We start from the raw sequence: 21344 nt of genomic DNA, 5'->3' as shown, positions 1-21344 counted from the left end.
ATTTAGCCTCAGGGGCAGTACCCCTGAGGCCATTTATTATTTCTAAAAACTTACAATAGTTTTTCTAAGTTCTCTACTAACTCTTCAATAGCATCAACATATTTATTAACTATTCTATCAGCTATTTCATTATACATATTTTCATTATAAATGTGTGATTTAGAATCCCTATCTTCTAATAAATTTATCCATACCTTATCATCTGAAATCAAATTATTCACATATGCCTTCTTAAAAATAGTACGTGGAAATTAATTCTCTAGGGTAACTCCTAAATACTTCATAAATTCCTTTAAGGTTTTATGAGTTAGCTCATAAGTAAATCCAAATCTTTGTATTAAACTATCTCTTATTATATCATTTTCCCCATCATATAAATCACTGACTTCTTTTAATCTTGAATAAGCTTTTTTTAAATTCATATATTTAAAGTCAATGCTTCTCATATATAACTATCCCTTCTTTATTTACTTGTTCAATAAATAATTCATACTTTATTGAATTCATATTTGAAAAATCAAATTCTAGCAAGGTAGTAGTATTATTTTCTATATCTTCTATAAAATCTAATAGATCTGAATAATCAACGGCTGAATATATTGCTAAATCAATGTCACTTCTAGGTGAATTATCTTTTCTTGCTCTTGAACCAAATAAAACTACTTTTTTAATATTATGATGTTTTCTAGATATTTCTTTTATTTCTTCTATAATATCTTCATCTAAATTATAGTCTATTTTATTAAGCAAACAATCACCTCTTTCACATTAAAAAATTATATCTATAATTATATTTCATATAACGTTTTATAAATACTAACATTGTATAATTAATAATGATACTAATATTATATAATTAATTCAAGATTAATAAAATATCTATACTATTCACATTATCTCTATTTTCACTTTAATACTTAGCAATTACTAAAATAAAAAGTATTCTATTACTCATAAAACTAACTCTTAAATTATCTCTTAAATTATAAAAACAAGAACTCATATATAACTGCTTATTATGAGTTCTTGTTTAATTTGATAATCTATATTTCTTAATTCTTTCATTAAAAATTATCTATTCATTAAAAAGTATCTATGCTTTCCTATCCTTTATAATAATAAATACTCTTTGCAGTATTATAAATAAGCATAAAAGTGCCGCTACAACAATCTTTGTCCACCAAGAGCTTAATGTTCCTTCAAAGGTTATTATTGTTTGTATAACTCCTTGTGTTAGTACTCCAAGTAAAGTTCCAAATACATATCCAACTCCACCTGTTAGCATTATTCCACCTATTACAGCTGATGCAATTGCATCCATTTCTAGTCCAACCGTATGCTGTCCGTAACCTGATAACATATAAAAGCTAAATACAACTCCAGCAAGTGCTGAACAAAATCCACTTAAGGTATAAACTAAAATTTTTGTTCTATCAACAGGTAGTCCCATAAGTCTTGCAGATTGCTCATTTCCACCTATAGCATATATTGTTCTTCCAAACTTTGTATATTGTAAAATATATATTGCTAATACTAAAACTATTAAAGCAATAACTACACTCCAGGAAATAAACCCATTACCAATTTTAATTCTAGCTTGACTTATTTTCGCATAAGTTTCATTAGTAATAGTTATAGTATCTATACTTACAAGGTAACATAATCCTCTAGCCAGAAACATTCCTGCTAATGTTGCTATGAATGGCTGAATTTTAAACTTTGTAACTAAAACTCCCATAATCGTTCCAAAAATACAGCCTATTATAAGCATAAGCATGATAACTACCCACGGATTCCACCCTTTATTTTCAAGGAGGTATGCAGATAACATACATACAAAAGCAATTACAGCTCCAACAGATATATCTATCCCTCCAGTAATAAGTACAAATGTAATACCAATGGCTGTTATAAGTAAAAATGAATTATCAATAAGTAGATTTAAAAATGTTTGTAATCTAAAGAACCCAGTGTACTTAAAAGCTCCAAAAGCACATAAAACTATAAATAAAACTACTGTCACAAATATAGGTAAGTATTTAGTTTGTAATATTTTGTTTTTCAATACTAGTAAGTTTTTCACTATTAACCCTCCTATTCTTATCAAAGAAATTCCTAAAGATAGCTCTAAATTCTTCAGATTGTAATAAACAAATAACTATTACAACTAAAGCTTTTACAACTAAAGTTACTTCAGGTGGAACTCCAAAAGAGTATATAGTAGTTGTTAAACTTTGAATTATCAATGCTCCAACTATACTACAAGGAATAGAAAACTTACCTCCAGACATAGAGTTTCCCCCAATAGCTACTGCTAAAATAGCATCAAGTTCTATATATAACCCTAAATTGTTTGCATCAGCACATTTAATATTTGAGCTTAATAATACTGCTGCAATACCTGCGCATAAACCTGATATTGTATAAACACAAACCTTAATCCAATCAACTTTAATTCCCACGTATCTACTTGCTTCTGAACTACATCCTGAAGATTCTACAAATAATCCAAATGCAGTTTTCTTAACAAGAAGCATTACAATTAAGAGACAAGCTGCTACTATATAAATAGAAAATGGTAATCCAAATAAATATCCTCCTCCAAAAAAGAAGTATGGTTTATAGTAGATTGTAATTATTTGAGCCTTTGTTATAAGCTGAGCTATTCCCCTACCAGCAACCATCAATATCATAGTTGCAATAATTGGTTGAATCTTTATTTTTCCTATCAATATACCATTCCAAAAACCAAGAAGAGATGCTAATAATAATCCAATAATAATTGCTAAAGGCATTGGAATTAAACTAACATATTCTTGAACTCCATCTACAAAACTCATTTGCCCGCCAATTAAACTAGCAACTACAGCTGCTGTAATTGCAATTACAGATCCAACTGAAATATCTGTACCTGAAGTTGCTATTACTAGAGTTAAACCTATTGATAAAATCATTAAAGGTGCTCCTCTATTAATGATATCTATAAGACTACCAAACAAATGACCATCCTTCATTTCTATTTTGAAAAAACCTGGAGTAAAAAATAAATTAAATAATAGAACTAAAAATAGTGCTACAAGAGGCCAAAATATTTGATGTTTTTTTATACTTTTTAATGCATTCATATTAATTACCTCCTGCTATAGTATTCATAATAATATTAGTTTCTAAGTCCTGATCCATAAGTTCCTTAATTTTAATCCTATCTCTTAAAACTATTAATCTACTACAAGTTCTTAGCATTTCATCTAATTCTGAAGAAATAAATATTACTGATATACCTTGCCTTGCTAAATCTAATACTAACTTTTGAATTTCAGCTTTTGTTCCAATATCTATTCCCCTTGTAGGTTCATCTAAAATTAAAAGCTTAGGTCTTGTTAATAACCATCTTGCCAAAATAACCTTTTGTTGATTTCCCCCACTTAATTCTTTTACAAGTTTTTCTGTAGATGGAGTCTTAATATCTAAAAGTTTAATATACTCTTTTGCAATTTTCTCTTGCTCTTTAATTGGAATATATTTAAACCAGCCTCTTTTTACTTGTAAAGCTAAAGTAATATTTTCTCTTATAGTTAAATTAGGTATTATACCTTCCTTTTTTCTATCCTCTGGACAATATGCAATTCCATTTTTCATTGCTTCTAGAGGGTTATTTATTTTACTTTTCTTATCATTTATAATTATCTCACCTGTATCTGCCTTTTCTATTCCAAATAATAAATTAACAAGTTCAGTTCTACCAGAACCTAATAACCCAGCTAATCCAAGTACTTCTCCCTTATAAATAACAGTATCAAAAGGCTTTAAAACATTCTTTTTCCCTAAATTTACTGCCTCTAATAAAATTTCTCTTTCGCTTTCATCTTTTATATTCTCAACTGGCTTGATATTTGAATTTATCTCACCATAATCTTTTCCAATCATTTTTCCTACTAACTGAACCTTTGATAATTCACTAGTTTTATACTCTCCAACTAGCTTTCCATTTCTTAAAACTGTAATTTTATCTGTAACTTCATATACTTGATCTAAAAAGTGAGTAACAAATATTATTCCTATACCTTGAGATTTCAAACTTCTCATTATTTCAAATAACTTTTCAACTTCTTTTTCATCTAGACTAGCTGTTGGCTCGTCCAAAATCAATATTTTAGCTTCAATATCAACTGCTCTTGCAATTGCCACCATTTGTTGAATAGCAATAGAATAACTATCTAAACTTTTTGTTACATCAATATCTATATTTAACTTTTTCATAGCTAAACTTGCTCTTCTATTCATCTCTTTCCAATTAATTGTTCCAAACCTCATTGGTTCTCTTCCAATAAATATATTTTCTGCTACAGATATGTTACTGCATAAGTTTACTTCTTGATATACTGTGCTAATCCCCAGCACTTGAGCTTCATATGTTGATTTTGGGTTTATTTTATCTCCTAAAAAAATTATTTCTCCACTATCTAGCTTTTCAACTCCTGTTAATACTTTAATTAAAGTTGATTTACCTGCTCCATTTTCTCCCATTAATGCATGTATTTCTCCACTATTTAAAGTGAAATTAACTTTATCTAATGCCTTAACTCCTGGAAATTCTATGCTTATATTATTCATTTTAAGTAATATATCTTTTTCTTTCATAGCTACATCTCCTTTTTTCAGATTTAACATAAGCTGTTGCAAATATAAATTATTAGATGCAACAGCTCACATTAAATTAAAGAAAATTAATTAAAATTAATATTTTCTGTTTGGTAAATCTTGTGCTGCTGTATCTTGTCTAAATACACCTTCTTCTGATGGTATATATTTAGTAACATCTTTACCTGCAACTATATCTTCACAAACATCAAAGAATTGTGGTCCAAGTAGTGGGTTACATTCAACTGTAACATTTAACTTTCCAGCTATCATAGCTTCAAAAGCACCCTTAACTGCATCAACTGAAACAATCTTTATATCTTCACCTGGCTTTTTACCATACTCTTCAATAGCTTGAATAGCTCCTATTGCCATATCATCATTATGTGCAAATAAAGCATCTATATTTTCACCATCTGATTTTAAGAAAGCTTCCATAACTTCTTTACCTTTAGCTCTTGTAAAATCACCAGTTTGAGACTTAATAATTTTTATATCTGGATATTTTTCTTTTAATCCCGCTAAAAATCCTTCTTGTCTTCCAACTGCTGCTGAAGATCCTACAGTTCCTTGAAGCTCAACTATATTTCCCTTTGAATTTATTAATTTAGCAAGTTCATCTACAGCTTTTTTTCCTTCTTCTACGAAATCAGAACCTAAATAACAAGTATAAAGATCTTCTGAAACATCTGCCTTTCTATCAACTAATACTAATGGAATACCTGCATCCTTAACTTCTTTAAAAACAGTTTCCCATCCAGATTCAACAACTGGAGATACACCTATAACATCTACCCCCTGTGCTATAAAAGAACGAATTGACTTAATTTGATTTTCTTGTTTTTGTTGTGCATCAGAAAATTTTAGTTCTATTCCCCTCTTTTCAGCTTCCTCCTTAATAGAATTAGTACATGCAGTTCTCCATTCACTTTCTGCGCCTAATTGTGCATAACCTACAACTATTTTCTTATCTCCTCCAGATTCTCCTTTTCCTTCTTCTTTTACCTTATCTCCTCCGCCAGAACATCCAATGGAAAGAGCCATTGCTCCAGCAAGTACTAAAGATAATAACTTTTTAAATTTCATTTTAAATCCCCCTCATAAACCTTTTTGATTACGATTACAATTAAATTTTAATCCTATTCCCATAAAATGTATTTACAATAAAAAAGTATAATTTATAAATTTCTGCACAAAAAAGGACATGCACATCGCTTGTCCTTTAAATTTATTTTTCTTATTTATAATATTCTTTTGATTAAAACCATTAAAGCCATTAAAACCTTACAGAAGAAATTAAAATTAATCTATTTCATAATTTGGAACAAATTATACCTCTGATTTTTTCATTCTTTTATTTTTTCATTCTTTTATTCTTTCGCTCTTTCATTCTTTTATTCTTTCGCCCTTTCACTCTTTCGCTCCTAATAAGCTCTATTTAGCCATTCCCTATCAAAATTTTCTTCTTCAAATATCTTTTCATCTGTGATTATCATTCTTGTTGTATCTTTTCCACATAGTATATCCTTTGAAATCTTCATTATTTCTGGTCCAATAAGAGGATTACATTCTATTATGCAGTTTATTTTTCCTGATTTCATAGCTAAAATTCCTTGCTTTATTGCATCTATTGATACTATTTTTATATCTTTACCTGGCTTAATTCCATGTTCCTCAATAGCTTCTATTGCTCCAAGTGCCATATCATCATTGTGAGAAAAAACTAAAAGCTGTGAATTACTATATTTTTTATAGCTTTTATCAAGGAAATTTTTCATTGCTTTTTTGCCACCTTCAAATGTATAATTTCCACTATCAGATTCAACTATTTTTATATCATCTACTGCTGATACTACTTCTTCAAAGCCCCTTTTTCTTTCTGTAGTTGGTGTTGATCCTAAAATGCCTTGAATTTCGAAAACATTTATATTTTTGTCCAAATTTTCTATACACCATCTAGCTGCTCGCCTACCTTCTTCTTTGAAATCCGATCCTACAAATGTATTATATAAAGTCTTATCCTCAATATTTATAGTTCTATCTGCTAATATGACTGGTATATTAGCTTCTTTTGCTCTTTTTAAAACTTCTTCAAAACCTTCTTCTTTAACAGGTGAAAAAGATATTATATCCACACCTATATCTATAAATCCATTTAATATATCTACTTGCTTTTCATAATTTAAATCTGCTTCTGCATAAATTAAATCAATACCAAAATCACTTGCTGCATTCTTTATGGATTTTTCATTAGCTTCTCTCCAACCACCTTCATTACCAACATTACAAAAACCCAAAGTTATTTTATCACTTTCCTTATTCGTTTCCTTTTTCAATTTATACTCATTAATATTCTCTTTAGTAATTAAACTACTTCTTAAAATAACTTTTTTAGGAATTCCCTTTTCTTTATTTAAAATATCAATTGCATATTGAATAGCTTCTTTCCCTCCGGTTGGACAAGTAAAAGTTCCATAAAATGTTCCTTGGTCAACTAGGTTTACTCCTCCCATTTCCCCTGTTAATCCATCTATTCCAATAAACTTTACATCTTTCTTATAATTAGAATTTTTATATGCATTATATGCACCTAATGCCATTGCATCATTATGAGCAAAAACTAAATCAATATCATCATTATTCATAAAAATTTTTCTCATGTTATCTTCAGCTTCATCACGATTCCAATTTACACTAATATCACTTACTAAATTTATATTATTACATTGATTAATCCTACTTCTAAACCCATTACTTCTTTCAATCGTTGCATTAGAAGTTAAATCACCTTTTATTTCAACAATATTCCCACCATTAACTTCAAGTAAATCTAAAACACAATCTCCAACTTGTTTTCCTAAAGTGTTATTGTCAGGCCCTATATATAAAGTATAATCATATCCCTCTACACCCCTATCTAAAACTATTACAGGTATATCCTTATAAACTTCAGAAACCTTTTTTGTAACACTTCTAGAATTTGATGGCGAAATGATTAGTAAATCTATATCAAAATTCATAAGCTTATCAATATCATCAATTTGCTTATTTGAATTTCCAACAGCATCTAAATATATAACTTGAATATTATTATAATTACTAGCTTCTTTTTTTATTTCCTCATTTATTTTAATTTGCCAGGGCTCCATTAATTGAGATTGAGAAACTCCTATAATATACGTTTTTTCTTCTCCACTATTATCAACTTTTACATTATTAAAAATTATTACTCCTACTGTTAATATAGAAAAAACTCCAAGTAGTATAATAGCTATAAAATAAACAAAATCTTCATATTTAATCTTCATTATTTATACACATCCTATAATCATTAGGAGACATACCCATATGTTTTTTGAAAACACTACTAAAATAATGTTGTGTACTATATCCTACAAGTCTTGATATCTCATATATCTTAATAGAAGGTTCCTTCATAAGCTCTATTGAATTTTGAATTCTAATATAAGTTAAATAATCTATAAAGTTCATTCCAAGCTCTTTCTTTAATAACCGTGTTAAATAAGTTTGACTAATTCCAAGTTTATTAGATAACTTCTCTATTGATAAATTCTCATCTCCGTAGTTCTTTGCTATATATTTTTCAACTTCTAAAACAATAGGTGTTTTTTTACTTTTTTCTAAGATATTACTTTTTAATTTATCGAAAGTATCTTTAATTTCCATGGGATTATTACTTAGTAAAGATTTTTCAATTATAATGTCAATCTTAAATAAAGTACTTATTTTCTCTTCTAAGTTTATTAATACCTCTTTCCATACTCTTATAGATTCTACATCGCATAGTATTACTACTCTTGATGATGAATATTGAAAAACATATAAATTTTTAAAACTACTCATAAAATCCTTTGAAATATTAACAACACCATATGAAATTAACTCTCTCTCATTTTTGTTAACTATACCAACAAAATTCTTTTCTAATATTTTTATTAATGCAAGAGCCTTATTATTAGAATAATTTATATTAAAATTATCCATTCTTATTTTTAATTCATCAGCTTCTAATTTTCCATTTAACCAATCCTTGAAAAAGCTATCCTTTAAATAAGAAATATTATTTTCAAAAACCATGTTTTTAAAGCTTTCTTTTGCATTTTTCTTGCTTCTTAAAATAACCTCATCCTTTGCCTTTATAAAAACATTATTAAAATTCTCTCTATCAATTGGCTTTAAAATATAGTCAAAAGCTCTAAGTCTTAAAGCCGCTTGTGCATAATTAAATTCGTCATGTCCTGATATTATTATTACAACAGGATTGCATAGCACCTTATTTAACTCTTCTATTAATTGAATTCCATTTAAAAATGGCATGCAAATATCTAACAGTAATATATCTGGCTTCTTTTCTATAGCTAATTGTAGTGCTTCTTCTCCGTCCTCAGCTTCTCCTACTAGCTCCACTTCTTCTTCTTTCCAAGTTATTATACTTTTAATTCCTCTTCTTATCCTCGGCTCATCATCAGCAATTAAAACCTTAATCAAAGATAACTCCCCTCCTACCTTTTATAATCATTTTTAAATGGTAATCTTATTTCTACTTTTGTCCATTCTCCAAGCTTACTATAATAGTGTAGTCCGTAATTTTGTCCATAACTAAGCTTAATCCTAGTATTAACATTAGATATTCCATATCCAGAGCCACTTTCCGAATCTATACAAAAACTATTGCTTGTCTCTAACATAGAATTTATATTTAGTAACTTTTCTTCTGTTATGCCTGCTCCATTATCTTCCACAGTAATAATTATTTCATCTGCAACTTTTCGAAAATTAATATAAATTTTCCCCCTGCCTCTTTTTTCCTTTATTCCATGATAAATAGCATTTTCTACTATTGGTTGAGTTATAAGCTTTAAAATCAAAGTATCCAAAATTTCATTATGAAAGTTTATCTCATAGCTTAATTTATCTTCATATCTATATTTTTGTATAATTAAATAGCTATTAATATGTTCAATTTCATCTCTAAGTTTAATAACTTCCTTTCCTTTATTTAAGCCAATTCTAAATACTTTCGTTAATGCAGCCACTAACTTAACAATATCCTTTGCATTATAATCCTCTGCCATCCAGGCTATGGTATCTAAAGTATTGTATAGAAAGTGTGGCTTTATTTGAGCTTGCAATGTCTCCATTTCTGCCTTTCTTTTACTTCTTTGCTCTTCATATACCATATTTATAAGTTTTTTTATTTCACTTACCATATGATTGAAACTATGACCAAGTTCTCCAAATTCATTGCTATATTTATACTCTTCAAACTTTAAATCTAAATCACCTGATTCTACCCCCTTCATTAAAGTCCTTAATTCTCTAATAGGTGTTACAATACTATTTGTAAATAAAAGTGAGAAAAAAACAGCCAAAAAGGATGTAGCTATAGCTATTATTAAAGTAAACCTTTCCATAACTGTTATGTCTTTGGTTATATCCTCAAAAGAAAATACACCTATGCTTTTCCAACCCGTGACCTCACTTGTAGTGTACATTATCTTAAAAGTTTCATTATTTATAGAATGTATGAAACTATCGCTCTTATTATCAAAATTATTACTATTTATTCTATATATTATTGAATTAACTGGAGAATATACTATGTTATTATTATTATCTAAAAGATAAAAAAAACCTTTTTCTCCAATATAATTGTCTCTTATTATATCATCAAACTTTTTTAAATTAATATCAGCCATAACAACACCTATAGGTTTATTTGTCTCTTTATCTATAACGGCTTTGCTGATAGAAATTATATCCTCTGCACTATAACTTTTATATGACCTTAGATTTCTTCCAATAGGATTACTAAAAAAATATACTTTTCCACTTTCATTAATAGCCCCAGTGTACCATGTTTCTTTTATTAAAGAATCCCTTGTTTTTTTCTCTAATTCATTACTTATATATTTATTATAATTATTAACAATTAATAATCCAAAAATTTCAGAATTCACATCTGTATATACCTTTAAACTTTTCTTTATTCTATCCTCTAATATAGAAATTTCGCTAGAGCTAGAATCTTCTTCTGATTCTTTTAAAAAGTTTATTACATCCTCTGAATTAGATATATACATAAGAATATTTTCTACTGATTTTATATGGTTATCTATGTTCACTTCTATTTGTTTTATCATTTGCTCTGTATGCTGATTTACCTTCTTCTCAACAATCTTTGTGTAAATTAAATTTGCAAAGATTCCTAAAGTTGTTATAGGCAAAAAAGTTATAACCAAAAAAAATATTAAAAGCCTATTTCTTATCTTTCCTTTATACATAAATATCCAAATGCCCCCTAGTAAAATTATATATTTAATATACACAAAATGGAAGGTTAGTTTGGAAATAAATAATAGGCCAAAGGTTAATCTCCTAAGGCCTATATAAATAGATATTATTTTAATTCATATTTTCTTTTTCTTAATATAACTATTCCTACTCCTACTAGTACTAAAGATATTACAAGTATTTGAGTACTTGATACCACTGAACCAGTTGAAGGCAATTTATCATTACTACTTCCATTTGAATCACTTGGCTCATTTACATTTCCTTGATTATTTGACCCACCTTGATTTCCTGGATCACTTGGATTTACAGGCTTCTCTGGATTATTTGGATCACTTGGATCTGATGGTTCTGTTGGTTCTTCTGGATTACTTGGATTTTCTGGGTTACTTGGAGTTTCTGGATCTGTTGGATCACTTGGATCTACAGCTTCTGGAATTTTTTCGAATTTAGCATTCAATACTACATCGGAGCTAACTATAAATCTGTAAGTTGCATCTTTGCTGACCTCTTTTCCATCTTCATCGAACCAACCTATGAAGTTGTATCCTTTATTTGCTGTTGCAACTAAAGTAGCTTCTTGACCTTCTACATATTTTCCTGTTCCAGCAATTGAACCACCTTCTGTTTTGTTTACTGTAACTGTATATTCCTTTGGTGCTGGTAATACATAATTTACAGTATAAATATTTTTAGATCCATCTTCTGCACGTACAACTATTGTTGATTTATTATTATGAATTGGTAATATAGTTAATGCTGCATTTTCTTCTGAAGTTGCTTCAACTAATTCTGGTAATTTTTCTAAATTAATTGAGTATTCATTTATAGTTGGATCAAAGTTTTCTAAAGCTTTACCATCTATTTTTATTTCTGTTAAAGTGTTTGTAGTTTTAGCATTTTCTTGCACTACATATTCATAAACTTTTACTTCTGTTAATCCAATACAATTTCCAACTTGTGGTTGTTGTATATAAATTCTAATGCTATCAGTATTTATAACCTCATTTAAGAAATAAGTTGTTTCTCCTGCTGCATGTGATACTTCTGTTGTATTTGTATGTGGAGCAACAACATACTCTCCATTTTCATTTTTATAGCTAATTTCAACTTTCTTTGGAATTCTTGCACTTAAGTTATCTGTAAATAACCATAAATCTAGACGATCTATATCATATTTGTTATTCCAATCAAATTGGACATATGCTCCCTTAGGCTCACCATTTTCTCCAGTTAAATTACGCTCATTCCAGTTTGTCCAACGCTCATTAACATTTTCTCCACCATTTGTAATTCCATTATTGATAGAATTTAAGTTATCTGCTGTTACTACGCAACTTTGAGATAATGTTGGGATATCATCATTTTCACTTGAATTATTTATAGCAAGATTTCTAGCTGCTTTTAAAGCTGGAACTACACGTACATTTGCTATAACATTATAAGTTTCCTCTAATAACTCTACAGTACCAGGAACAGTAACATTTGTATTTTCAGTTGAAAAATCTAGACCATCAAGATTCCAATTAACAACAAACTCTTCTGATTCAGTACCATTTGCTAAATATCCTTTTACTGTCTTAGGAAGCGTAGGTGTATTTCCTGAATATGTGAAAGTTGATACATTTTCCATTGAAACTACATCACCAATTACATGTACATTAACAACTACTGCAATATCTGTTCCTGATAATTTACCGGTAACTTTAAATATTTGAGGAGCACTTAATTGAGCTTCATCATATTCATTCCAATCAACTTTTAAAGTTTCAGTAGTACCATCACTATATCTAGCTGTAACTTCTTTTGGTAATAATGGCTTTTCTTCTAATGATACATAATAATCTTTAACTATATCATAAGATTCTATATATTTGTTATCACCTGCTGTATTTACAGTATTGATAGTTATAGATTTAGATTCTAATCCTTCACCTGAAACAGTTAAAGTCATTTCGCCTGCATCCCTAGTTGATTGAACTATAACTAAAGCCTTACCACTAAATGCACTTCTAGTTCCTGATTTATCAGTTGCTGGTTTATACCTATCTGTATCAGCTGCATTTCCATTATCTAAACCAACTATTTTACCATTTCCCTCAAGAGTATAAGTTAATCTATTATTTGCACCTGAAGCTATGTTTCCATTTGCGTCTACTAAGTCAACAGTAATATAAGATAAGTCATATCCATCTGCACTTATAGTAGTTTTATCAGCACTTAAATCTACAGTAGATACTTCTCCATAAGTTGTAACTGAAGATCTACCTTCTGTGTTAGTTAACAAATTACCTTCCTTATCATATCCCTTTGCTTCTATTGTTCCAGCTTCATATGGAACAATAAAACTTGGATATAGTGAATCGTTTTCAAAAGTGTAATACTTATACCCTGCATCGGTTATATTCTCTGTTGCTGTTTTAGTTCCAATTAGTTTTCCATTTACATATAATTCAACTCTATAAGCATCTGTAAATACATCAACTTGAACATTTCCATTTTCAACTGGGATATCTTCTTCATTCCATGTTGGTAATACATGTAAGGTGTTTACATCATCATTCCATTGACTTTGATATAAATAATAAACGTCTTTTTCAAATCCAGCTGTATCAACTATACCAAAGTAACTTGATTTTGGAGCTGCTCCAACTCCTCCACCAACAGTACCAGTTCCTGTACCATTCCAAGGTGTAGGTTCTCCAATATAATCAAAGCCTGTCCACACAAATTCCCCTGCATTATAGTCATGCTTTATTGTGTATTTCCATGCATCACTTGCAGAGTGTCCCCAACCTACTTTATTTGCATTATTATCAAACTCAGGTAATTGAAGATCCCTTCTACTTTCATTGTTATGATTTCTAACTTTGTAATATCCTCTACTATGAACTGCACTACTAGTTTCTGATCCATAAAGTATCCAATTACTTTTGCTATTTCTTAAACTGTTAAATTGATTTTCATTAGCATAGTTAAACCCTACTATACCACCATTATTAGCAATAACATCTGAAATAGCTATAGCTCTATTATCCAATCCCTTACTTTTGTTGTCTCCAATAGTAACAGGTCTAGTTGTATCTTCATCTTGAATCCAATTAACAATATTTTCTGCAATTGTAGCATAGTTAGATGAATCTCCTCCTATCCCTTCTAAAACTTCGTTTCCTATTGACCACATAATTACTGATGGATTATTTATTGAAGTTTTAACCATTTCTCTAGCTTCAAATTCTCCCCAAGACATTCCTGGTTCCCCATTAATTATCTGGTTACCTTCTTCTATAGGAGTATTGAAGAATTTAGCAAAATCATTTACATTACCATTCTTAGAGTTTGTCCAAGTATCGAATGCTTCATTTATAACTAAAAGTCCTAATCTATCACAAATTTCTAATAACATTTGACTTGCTGGATTATGAGTAACACGAATTGCATTTACACCCATTTCCTTCATTATCTCCATTTGACGCTCAACAGCTCTATAATAAGATGCTGCTCCTAAAGCTCCTTGGTCATGATGCATACAAACACCCTTAAGCTTCATATTCTCCCCATTTAGCGAGAAACCTGTATCTCTATCAAAATTAAAATATCTGAATCCAAAGTCTACATAATAAGTATCAACTACTTTATCATTTACTATAACTTCATTTTTTACTTTATACATATTAGGGTTATCCACTGACCATAAAATTGGATTATTTACTACTGCAGTTTGCTTAAAAGTAAAACTTCCATTTGCAACTATATTTTCAGTTGTTTCTACTGGATTACTAACTGCTTCCCCATTAGAATTTACAACAGTAGTTTTAAGTTTAATATCATTATTATTATCTGATTCATTTTCTACAATTGTCTCAACTACTACATCAACATTTCCTCCTTTTTGTGATTCAACTTCTGGTGTAGTAACAGTTGTTCCTAAATGTGAAACATGGATAGAATCTGTAACTGTTAAAGTAACATCTCTATATATACCACTTCCTGAATACCATCTACTACTTGGAATTGGATTTTTTACTTTAACGGCTATTATATTTTCAGTTTCACCGTCACATATTAATTCATCAGTAATATCAAAAGCAAATGCTGTATAACCATAGTTATGTTCACCTACTAGCTTACCATTTACATAAACTTCAGCATTCATATAAACACCATCAAAATTTATAGTAAATTCTTTACCTTCATACTTTTCTGGAACAACAAAATGCTTACGATACCATCCAGTACCACCTAATAAAAACCCACTTTCTGCTTCACCTTCAACAGTAAAATCTCCTTCAATACTCCAATCATGTGGTAAGCTTAAAGAACGCCAAGATGAATCATTAAAATCAACTGCTTCTGCACCTGCTTGATCACCTTTGTAAAAGCGCCAATCTTGGTTAAATAATGTAGATCTTTCTCCATCCTTAATAAAACCTACATACACTGTTTCAGCATTTTGCTTTTGCTTAATTTCAGAGCTTAAAGATATTGCAGATGTTCTATTTGTTGGTACTAAGCTAGTCATTACAGACATCCCTACCAATAAAGCACAACATTTTTTTTGAAATGGTCTCATCTCAAATCCTCCCCTTATAAAATATCTTTTTTATTTATTTGAACAATATTATTAAGCATAAATTTTTTAATCTTATATAAGTGCTATTTAGCTATAATAATATCGATCGAAACTATATAAAACACTGAAATACTATTTTTTTGATACTATAATTTCAAAATAATTAACCATATTTAAAACTTCTTTAACTAATATTGCGAATGTTATTTCACTTAATTTATTACATATTTCACATTATATCACTATATTTCACTCTAATGTAATCATTTACTAAACCTATTAGAAATTTATAGATTTATCTAAGAATTTTCATAATTTCAACTTGTAATAATTAAGCCCCAGGGGAAATTCCCTGGGGCCAAGAAGAATGGAAATTACTTTCTTCTTCTTAGTACAGTTCCAGCACCAATAAGTGTCACTGCAATTCCTACTAATGCAAGTGATGAAGTTCCCCCTGTTAGAGGTAAATTACCACTACCATTATTAGAAGATCCACTGTTTCCAGAGCCTCCATTATTAGAATTGTTATTACCATTGTTGCTGTTGTTATTGCTGCCATTATTATTATTATTATTGTCTCTTACTACTAGCTGATCTATTGCTTTTTGTAATTCAAGCTCTGCTTTTAATACATCAGCTTCTGTAGCATTTTTATCTTTTAATACTTTTTTAGCTGCTTTTAATTTTTCACTAAGGACTTCAAAACTTTCTTTTGTGTAATCCTTCTTCTTATAACCTTCTGCTTTATTTATTAAAGCTTCAAGTCTTTCTTTGCTTGGTTTTACTTTTAATTCAGAGAAAGCTTTAAATAATTCATCATAAGCTTTTTGAATTTCCTCTTCTGAAGCATTCTCATTTAAAAGAACTTCCTTTGCAATTTCTAATTTATCTTTTAAGGCATTCCAGGATTCTTCTGTATAGTTTTCACTATTTAAGTTCATTATCTTTTCTATTAAATCAGTTAAAGCTCCTTTATCTGTATTTTCAAAAGATAAAGATTCTATTGCTTTAATTAATCTAGCTACTGATGCATCTATAACTTCTTGTGTTGCTTCTTCATCTGCTAGTATAGCCTTAGCTTCTTCTAAAGCTTCTTTAAATTCAGCAACTAATGATTCATCTTCAACTTTTGAAAGGTCTTCTTCTGATATTGAACTTGCTTTATCAACTAAAGCTTGTAATTGTTCTTTATTTGCAGGTTTATTTTCAACTACAACTAAAGAATCGATAGCTTTATCAACATTGTCTATAGCTTCTGTTACCATATCTTTTGTTGCATCAGCATTAGCTAAAACAGTATTTGAAGCTTCTAAAGCTTCCTTAAGAGCATTGAATGTTGCTTCTGTGTACTCTACATCACTACCTATAATAGCATTTGCTTTATTAATAACAGCTTTTAAATCTTGAATATCAACTAATCCAGTTATTGCATTTACTAAATCTTCTTTAGCTTTATCAATATCAGATTGACTTACACTTGCTAAATTATCTAATGTAGATTTTGCAGCTTCTAAAGCTTCAGTAAATATAGCAAAACTTCCTGATGTGTATTTTTCTGCTATATACTCATCAGAAGATGCTATTAATTCTTCTAAATCAGTTATATTTGGTATATCATAATTATTGATTGTAACTATTTCATATATAGTAGGAGCTACCCCTTCCCAATCAATTCTTATTTCATAAATGTTATCATACTCAGTATTTAGAATTTCATTTAAACTCTTATCTAGTGTTCCAAGTTCATTCCAAATCTCTTGTCCATCTTCATCATATCCAGTTCTAACCATAACTTTAGCATTTGAAATACCATTTCCACTTTGAACAATGTTTATTTTCTTAACATCTGTATTTTCAGATAAACGATATGTTAAGCTTCCTGATTTTATTTGTCCATTATTAGTATTTGGTTTATATGCTGTTGTTAAATCGCCATCTTTAATATTTTGTGGTCCAAATCCTTCTACCTCTATTGGATTAGAAACAAAAGTTGGATCATTTACATTTGGAACATATTCACCATCATTAATTAAGATTTCGCTTATTTTAACCCATCTATGCATATAATTTGCAGTAAATAGTATTCTTAAATATCTTGCTTCTTTAGCTGAATCTAATTCACCTTTTACAAAAGCATGAGAAATTGGAACTATAGTTGTACTATCTCCGTGGTCATATCCAGCATCAACTGGCTTAGCATCCATATCGCTATTATCATTTTCCACACCATCACCAATAGTTATTACATCTGTCCATTCTTCTCCATCTAAAGATATTTGGAATTTAGCATCTCTTAGGAAATCTCTTTCTGTATCTAATACAGCATAAGTAATATTACTTATATTCATAGTTTGTCCTAAATCAAATACTATGCCACTATCTTTTCTTGGGAAAGAATCAAATGATGCTGATGAATTGAAGTTTTTATCAAATATGCTTTCTACTTTACCATTAATTTTTACAAATGATTCTACTATAGATGGCGCATATATTTCATTAGACTTAACTTCAAATTTATTTAAATTGAAAGTAACATCTTTATTTGCTATTAATCTTACATATCTAGCATCTTGTAAATTACTTCTTGTTTCTAAATTAACATCAGTCCACTCTAATCCATTCATAGATGTTTGTAATGCTAATCCATCCATATTTGATACTTCTAAAGCTATTTCACTTAAGTCCTTAATTCTATCTAACTTAATTCCTATATATTCATTAGCCTGTAAAGTTATATTTTCTTTTGGAGCTAGCTTTGTTAACTCTTCATTTTCAAAAATTGATGCAAGCTCTAAATCAGTATTTGTATAAACATTCTTTGTTGATACCTCTGAGCCATACTTTTTAACACTAATTTCTGAGAAGATTACCCATTTATGTGCCTCTTCCTTGTTAGTTAATCTAACATATCTAGCTTCTTTTCCTTCAAGATTTTCTTCAATTATATCTTGTCCACTATCTTTTCCTGTATATTCTTTAAACGTTGTCCAATCTTGATTGTTTATTGAATATTCTAATTTATAGCTAGACCATTTATCGCCTGAACCATTTCTTCCAACAACAAATCTAACATCTCCTACTGGAATTACTGAACCTAAATCTACTCCAATGTAATCTCCAGCATAACTCATATCTCCTGTATGAGTTTTATACCAAACATCAGTTGAGTCATTACCATCTAATAAGTTTGACTCAGATCCACTATAAATTCCTTGCCATCCTGGAGTTCTTATTATAGTAGCATTTATTTCATTATCTTCTTCTACAATATCATCTTTATTAATTATTATGTCTTTAACACCAAACCATGTATTTGATTTATCTTTAGTTGCAATAACACGAACTCCCATTGCATCAAGATTTAAACCATCAACAACAATTTTACTTGGCATAGTATAAACTTCTTCATTTAAATCTATCCATTCTCTACCATCTACTGTATATTGAAGCTTAGCTTCTTGCATTGTGTCATTTGGGTTAGAAATAGCACCTAATGAAAATTCTATGTCTTTAATATTAATTACTTTATTGTACTTAACACCAATATAAGTTCCTGCTACTATAGAATTTGGATTCTTATAAACAACTTCAGTTGAAGGATTGTTATCTAAAACATTTGATAAGTTTCCAGCTGGAACATCTGATCTATTAGTTATAACAGATGCAACTACCTTAGATGGATCTACTATCCCAGAAACTATTGGAGCTAAAGCTTGTTCCATTGTTTTTATAAATGGAACAATATGTTGAACACCTACTTCTGCATATTCAGTATGATCTACATAATGAAATCCATAAGTTTTTGAATTTTCAAATGCAGCTTGTGCTTCTGAATAGTTTGTCCAAACATCATTATTATTTCCTTCTTCATTTGCAATAATAGCTTTTAGATATCCAATTGCTGCTGTTGTTGTATCTTCCCAGCAATTTAACCAGTAAATTATTTGATCTCTTGTCTTTGCATTTCCTGGATTATTTTTATAATAAGCTGCTGCATCTTTAATTTTTGTAAACTCTTCAATTAATGCTAATGCATCTTCTTTAACAAGTGCACCTGAATCATATTTTTCTTTAAATGCTGTTAATTTAGGAGCTAATTCGATAGATTCTTGTAATGCAGTAACACGACCATCCATATTTTGATTTATCATGTGCTTACTAATTTCACGTAAAGCAGATGAAGCTTCAGTTTCTATCGCTGTATTATGATCCATATATTTAAATGAATCATTCCAGTTTTTATCTGCCTCTGCTTTAGTCTCCCAAATATTCCAAGAATAATCTGCAACTGCAAATAGAGCTGATTTGTTAGCTTCTGATTGTTGCATTGGATTTAGCATTATTCCTTCAATAAGTGTTGGATCTACTCCTGGATGTAAAAATGTATCATTACCACCCATAATTAAATGTTTCTTAGAGTTATCTGAACATGGCCAGTTAATCCAATAATATGGTGCTCTACCTGTATTATTTTTGAATGTTTGTGAGAAATTTTGAGTTACTTCTCCCCAAATTCTTCCACCAGTCATAACAAGTTGTACATTTTCTGGAGCTTGTTGTAAATAGCTAAACTCATTACTTGATCCATTTCCCATATAATCAAAAGGAATGTATGGTAATGTAGTTTTCATATCAGGATATTGTGCCTTTACTTCAGTTTCTAACCAAGTAGTTATATCGTTTACTAATCTAAGACCAAGTTCTCCTCCTGGATTAGCAAAGTCATCTGCAAGTATAGCAATTTGTCTAACACCTTGATCTATAACTTGTTTAAGCTTAGCTTTTAAATCAGCTAAATCATTTTGATACCCTGCTTCATCTTTATTTATTCCAAAGGCATCGTTTCCTGGAAATGGATGAATTCCATATACAAATCTACACTTAGAAGCATTACCTGCATCTGCTAATTGCCTAATCCATGTAAGCTCGTCTTCAGTATAAAGTGAACGCCACTGAACTCTATGCTTTGGATCATCTTTAGGAGCATAGAAGTAAGCATTTAATTTATAATACCCGCCATAAGTCATAAGATCACTTCTGTCTTCTACTGACCATGGATTTCCGTAGTATCCTTCTATAAATCCTCTAGTAACTACGTTTGCATAATCTTCAATTTTAAAATTCCTTATTATATTATTATTTATTTGATTTACTACATGATATAAAGTTGTTAACCCATAAAAAGCTGCATCCGTATCTTTTCCAAGAACAGTAATAACATTATTATCAGCAGCTAAGAAATAAGAATCAATTTTACTAAAAAGATTTTCTGTTGATAAAGTATATTTGTCTGCATACTGATCAACAAATTCACCAGAACCCTCAATACCTACTAAAATATTAGTTTTTCCATCAACAACTGCATTAGATGATGAAACTTCATAGCCAATGTTATGTGCTTTTAAAATTTCACTTTCTAAGCGAGTCTTGGTATAGCTATCTATACCAGTTTCATAAACAACGTTTACACCATTATTAAGATTAGAACTTCCATCATTATACTCTATTCTTTGTGGTGATGGATAAATTTCATACTCAGTATTTTCTACTGTAGTGACTTCAGCATTAGGTACTCCATTAGACAGAGTTTCAGCCGATACACTAATTGTGCCTGACATATTCGATAATAATATGGCTCCAGTAAGCATTGCTGATAAATACCTTTTAGATTTTTTTATCATCGTCTCTTTCCCCCTTAAATTTATTTTGTTATGCATTTGATCTAACAAAATGGATATATTTAAGTTTGATTTTTCTATAACTGTACTTCGAATTTGCTTCTTCTATAATTTGACTGTTGCGTAGATTTGCACAC

General features: G+C 29.4%; 10 protein-coding genes and 1 pseudogene. All 11 read right to left on the bottom strand.

The window, feature by feature from the left end; translation table 11 throughout:
- Positions 1-50: 50 nt before the first annotated feature.
- Positions 51-422, bottom strand: a pseudogene (locus tag I2E83_RS06240) (HI0074 family nucleotidyltransferase substrate-binding subunit).
- A 10-nt stretch (positions 423-432) separates the two neighbouring features.
- Positions 433-750, bottom strand: coding sequence for a nucleotidyltransferase domain-containing protein (locus I2E83_RS06235; protein ID WP_195429058.1), 318 nt, complete (start codon positions 748-750; stop codon positions 433-435).
- Between the two features lie 343 nt (positions 751-1093).
- Complete coding sequence (yjfF, locus tag I2E83_RS06230) at positions 1094-2086, bottom strand: galactofuranose ABC transporter, permease protein YjfF (RefSeq protein ID WP_257445673.1); 993 nt, start codon at positions 2084-2086, stop codon at positions 1094-1096.
- Positions 2040-3125 carry an ABC transporter permease gene (locus I2E83_RS06225; protein ID WP_195263736.1) on the bottom strand — a complete coding sequence of 362 codons (1086 nt, stop codon included), beginning with the start codon at positions 3123-3125 and terminating at the stop codon, positions 2040-2042. The genes yjfF and I2E83_RS06225 overlap by 47 nt, the downstream gene beginning before the upstream one ends.
- Position 3126: 1 nt before the next feature.
- A complete protein-coding gene (locus I2E83_RS06220) occupies positions 3127-4641 on the bottom strand; it encodes a sugar ABC transporter ATP-binding protein (RefSeq protein ID WP_195429056.1) in 1515 nt (504 codons plus the stop codon).
- Between the two features lie 96 nt (positions 4642-4737).
- Positions 4738-5727 (bottom strand): ABC transporter substrate-binding protein, encoded by a 990-nt coding sequence (locus tag I2E83_RS06215; protein WP_195263734.1) that lies wholly within the window; start codon positions 5725-5727, stop codon positions 4738-4740.
- Between the two features lie 338 nt (positions 5728-6065).
- Positions 6066-7949, bottom strand: a complete 1884-nt coding sequence (locus I2E83_RS06210) for a substrate-binding domain-containing protein (protein WP_195429055.1) — start codon at positions 7947-7949, stop codon at positions 6066-6068.
- Complete coding sequence (locus I2E83_RS06205; RefSeq protein WP_195263732.1) at positions 7939-9150, bottom strand: response regulator; 1212 nt, start codon at positions 9148-9150, stop codon at positions 7939-7941. The genes I2E83_RS06210 and I2E83_RS06205 overlap by 11 nt, the downstream gene beginning before the upstream one ends.
- 14 nt (positions 9151-9164) lie before the next feature.
- Positions 9165-10946, bottom strand: a complete 1782-nt coding sequence (locus tag I2E83_RS06200) for a sensor histidine kinase (protein WP_195429053.1) — start codon at positions 10944-10946, stop codon at positions 9165-9167.
- Between the two features lie 116 nt (positions 10947-11062).
- Positions 11063-15529, bottom strand: a complete 4467-nt coding sequence (locus tag I2E83_RS06195; RefSeq protein WP_195429051.1) for a glycoside hydrolase family 2 TIM barrel-domain containing protein — start codon at positions 15527-15529, stop codon at positions 11063-11065.
- Positions 15530-15903: 374 nt separating this feature from the next.
- Positions 15904-21210, bottom strand: coding sequence for a beta-N-acetylglucosaminidase domain-containing protein (locus tag I2E83_RS06190; protein ID WP_195429050.1), 5307 nt, complete (start codon positions 21208-21210; stop codon positions 15904-15906).
- Positions 21211-21344 lie beyond the last annotated feature (134 nt).

This window comes from Clostridium sp. D46t1_190503_E9, from assembly GCF_015555225.1.
Classification (GTDB): domain Bacteria; phylum Bacillota; class Clostridia; order Clostridiales; family Clostridiaceae; genus Clostridium.
The sequence above is the reverse complement of the archived record's forward strand: the minus strand, read 5'-3'. Positions and strand labels throughout refer to the sequence as shown.